Consider the following 4,625-nt stretch of genomic DNA (forward strand, 5'->3'; position numbering starts at 1 on the left):
GTCCGTTCCCATTACCGGATATCATTTGTTTTCTGGAACCAGCCAAAGTGATATTGCCACTTCCGCTGGAATGAACGGCATTATTGATCACATCACCCAAAACAGAAACAGTGGCCGTCCCATCATTAAGAGTTCCGTTTAAAATACTCAATGTGTCGGTTATGACAGGCTGTTTGCTGCCGGCAAAGCTTAAAACTCCATCTGCCTTGTCAACCGTAAGTTTATAGAAAGAAGTGACAGAATTTAACTGTGCAATCTGCGCTCCGCTTCCATTAAAAATGGCATTACCGCTACCAGGATTATACGCGCCGTTGTTGGTAAAATCCCCTCCAACATATACATCCAGATTATTTAAATTTAGCGTACTAAGATTATCTCCAATAGACAAGTTGTTTAAAAGGTGTATGGGATTGACATGTATCCCCAATGTGGAAGTATGTGAATTATTCCCGTTTAGCGAAAGATTAAACAAGGGACAAGTGGCATCAAGTATATATGTTTGATCGGTTTCTGTTCCACCGGGATGCCTAAAAATCAATGTACCTCCGCTGATTATATCGATATCCGGACGAAGGTAGACATCGCCAAAATCGCCGCCGCCTCCCCTCTGAACAACAAGGGTGCCTCCAGACATCACGAATTTACTGCCCTTGTTACAAATTTCAAGTTTAGCACGTGTATCCTGTAAATCGGCATGTTGGGTTTGTTTCCCCATAATTTTCACTGAGCCCCCGGTCTGCCTGTAGGACAGATGTCCTTCGACATTTTGCGTATTCCTGCGAATCTGTCCATTCAATGCAAGGTAACCGCCATCTATTTCAATCTGAGGATTTGCAGCATCGGCATATTCAATGTCATTGTGATATGAAGTTTGAGTTGTATCTCCTATAATTAATTTTCCAGCTAAAACCTCAAGTTTCCCATTCAGTTTAATTCCGTTATTGCTCAACCCGGAGGCAACAATGACAGAACCGCCTTTAACCGACAGGCAACCAGTTTCAGGAATCAGAAAATCAGCAGTGGTGGTTAAAATAATCGGAGGAGCTGAAGTAACCCTGAACGTACCGTTGGTTAAAAACAAAGCCTGGGCCGTATTGGGCAATGTCAGGTTGCCACTGCCGGTAAGTAATACATCTAAAACAGAAGTTGAAGAATTACCTTTATCTATAGTCAATAAATGAAAATTATTCGAGCCGGTGCCGGTCAACTGGGCATTTGAACTACCGGTGAAAGTCACCTCGCAGATCCCGGTATTGTTCATATTGAAAATACCTTTGTTGTTCAAACCGCCACCGATAAACAGCAAGTTAGTCGGAGTACCTCCACTGTTGCTAACCTCGAATGTGCCCGATCCAATATTTACATTGCCGTTAACCTTCACCGTCTGGGCCGTACCGTTATTATAGCGCAATGCCCCGCCTTGAATCAACAAATTCCCGGCAACTGAAAGAGTACGCGATGAAATGGAATTCAGAACTGCTGTGCCCGTATTATTTCCGGCTACAGTCATATTCCCCAAAACACTGATATTTTGGTCTGGCATTGTAATGATTTTACCATCAGCCGGAGAAAGTTTCAGATGATCATAATGATCCAAAGACTTAGCCCCTGCTGGAGCCATACCGGCAGAAATCAAAGGAATGGTAAAACTATGGTTATCTGCCGCATCCGAATAATATTCCACGGTACCCCCCTGTTTTCCGGTAAAAGAGCCCCAATCACCCTGTGGAAATTCAGCAATTCCTCCCTCTGTGGCAGATGAAATCCTCAAGGTTCCCATTTCACTGTATTTTTCATCGGCAATGATTAAAAGAGTATGACCGGTAGTCATGCCCAAATCCAGCGTCGAGCCATAGCGGATTTGAAGGTAAGGAGAAATAGCCCCATTGCTGTTAATATTTATTTTATGATTATAGGTAAAGCCGTCACCAATTACAACCCGACAGGCAGCACAGGGAGCAGACGAAGCTGCCGCTCCGGCCCATTTCAAGACAGGATCGGTGGACCAACTGCCGGCATCTTCCCAGGAAGCCCCGGTGGTTTTGATATTTTCAGCCGCATCACGGCTATAATAGGTCTGGACTGTGCCAAATACATCAGGCGGCCCTGCAGTATATTCGCCGGTTATAAAACTTGAAGTATCGCAAAGAATCTCATTTTCCGCATCATTCACCTTAAAAGGATCATTCATATAAGACCATGAGGGAGAATTGAAAACAGCCGGAACATAATCCGCTTCAGTGCCCTGCACAAAGGCCTCATTATAATAATACTTCATGACGACGGAATGGGGAGAAATGCCTGTAAATCCTGTACCCGCCGTTTTCCAGTAATAAGCAAGTGCATTGGTTCCCTGGACAAGAGGATGCTTGCCAGTTACAGGACTTACGCTAACAGAACCATATGCAGCCGGAGCAGTTTTAAACTCTATGGAAACAGGGGTATAATAAGCAGTCGTTCCTACAGGGAAAACAAAAGAATTGGCCGAATTAAATGTTTTATTCAATCCGCCATCACTGCGGTTACCCGATGTCAATATCATCCTGCCGGCATTAAAATTGGACGTAGTCCCGGTTAATGCATCGTAAACATGCGAATTCCCGGATAAAGACAACCTGAATGAACCAATATTCAGGATACCCTGCGAATTGGTCAGGCGCAAATCACCGTTGATGGTCTGATCGGAAGAAAATATAACAGAACCGCCGGTTTTATTCAGGTTTAAGTTTGCCCAAATACCATTCCCACTGCCCCCAATTATCTGATTGCCAATTCCATTAAATATGGTACTGCCATTCAATGAACTGACATGCCGGCCTGAATTATTGACCAAATTATTCGTAGCAATCCCATCAGAACCTATATTAATTTGATTACCTCCGTCATTTAAAATGCAGGCTGAATCGATAGACAAATTTCCATTAACAGTGATGTTATTGGAAAGAATAGTATTTGAGCCTTTTGTAATGTTCAGATTATTTAATCCGCCATTGATTGTACCTCCAACAATAAAAGATTGTCCCCGGTTTCCATTGAAAATAGTGTTGTTGCTGCCAGGTGTATACAAGGCATTATTCTGAATTGTAAAATCACCTCCAACAGCGACATCAAAAGAAGCGGCATCAAATAAAGCAGAGGAATTGATACTGAGATTGCCCAGGACATTCAGATTTTTCCCCAAAATAACCGGGGCATTGCCTGCAGTCCTGGTAATGCTTATATTTCCTAACGGAGCCGTAGTCGCAATTTTCTCTGCCAAGCCGCTGGAGCTAAAAATATTTATGGTGCCCCCCGTTACTTTAATATTCTGAGATTCTGACTTTATATCCACCACAAGGTCGCCGCTACTTTGATCACAGACATCATAAATATTCATGATGCCTCCTGTCATGGAAAACAGGTTTTCAGGATCCTCAATATTTAAAGTTCCCTTCCCGACCTGCAAAGCACGGGACGGTGAATTTGAATGGTTAGTGAAGTCAATCGGTACCGTTCGCAAATCATTCCAGGAACTGACCGCCGAGGTCTTATTCAGATAAAAACCGCGCAGGTTCAATATTCCTCCAGTTTGTATGAAGGAAGCAATCCCGGTGGCGCTATGAGCAGAACGTATCTGCGTTGCATCCACAGTGCCTCCATTTATCTGAAGCAAACCGCTGGCAACCGACCAGAAAATAAAACCGCCCGAATTCCGGCCGGATAAATAACCATCATTGACAATTAATTTTCCATATATTGAAAAAGAGGAACAATTGGCATTTGGATTAACATTAAAATTTGTATTGTCTGCTTCATGAAATCCCCAGGCAGCATTTATTTCCTTATAATTATCGGCAGTAGACATTACGGTTACATTGGGCCCGTCCAATATCAGCGCCCCATTGGAAGGAATATAAAAATCCGCATCAAAGTCGGAACTCCAGTATGTGCCTTCTGATAACGAAGGCAGGGTGGCATAGCCGGTCAGTCTGAGCGTTCCATTTTTGATCCACAGGGCTTTTCTTAATTCAGGATTTCCTTTAGCCGGCCTGGACCCGCCAGGCTGGTCATTTCTTCCATAAAGCCGAAAATGAGCAGGATCGTCGGTATCCAGATTTAACCTGTAAGTCTGGTCGCTGCCTTTGTCAACAATCAGATTATAAAAATCTGTTGTCCCGTTACAAAAAAGATTGGCATCATGTGCTCCATAAAAACGGACCGTTGCAGCAGCTTCATGGGTATAATACAGAAAGTTAGGAACCTTGACATTCTTACTGATAAATTTTACTGTTCCATTGTTATTAAGGCTTCCTCCTATATAAAATTTGTGGTAAATATCATAGTAACGAGACACCTTTGAACCTGCCACATAACCCGTATCTGGTGTTCCTGCTGCAAACGGGGCTCCGGCGAATGGCAAATAAGAAGTATTTGTAGCCCTTGTCCCTACGGATATTGCACCTGAAGCGCCAACATTGACATCCCCTTTGACATCAATAGTTAAACGTAAATCCGAAGCAGGCACAGAATTATCGCAAATCCTGAACGTTCCTTTTTTTATGGCCAGATTGCCATTAATGGTCATATCTGCCATGGGGTATACGATACGCGAGGACTGGTCAAGATTAATAACCAGGTTGTTGTAA

Annotated in this window: 1 protein-coding gene; it reads right to left on the bottom strand. The window is 43.3% G+C overall.

Annotation, left to right across the window (positions count from 1 at the left end; translation table 11 throughout):
* Nucleotides 1–4,625 (bottom strand): hypothetical protein (locus Q8907_12995; GenBank protein ID MDP4275187.1); only part of this gene is annotated, 4,625 nt, incomplete at both ends.

The organism is Bacteroidota bacterium, from assembly GCA_030706565.1.
GTDB lineage: Bacteria > Bacteroidota > Bacteroidia > Bacteroidales > JAUZOH01 > JAUZOH01.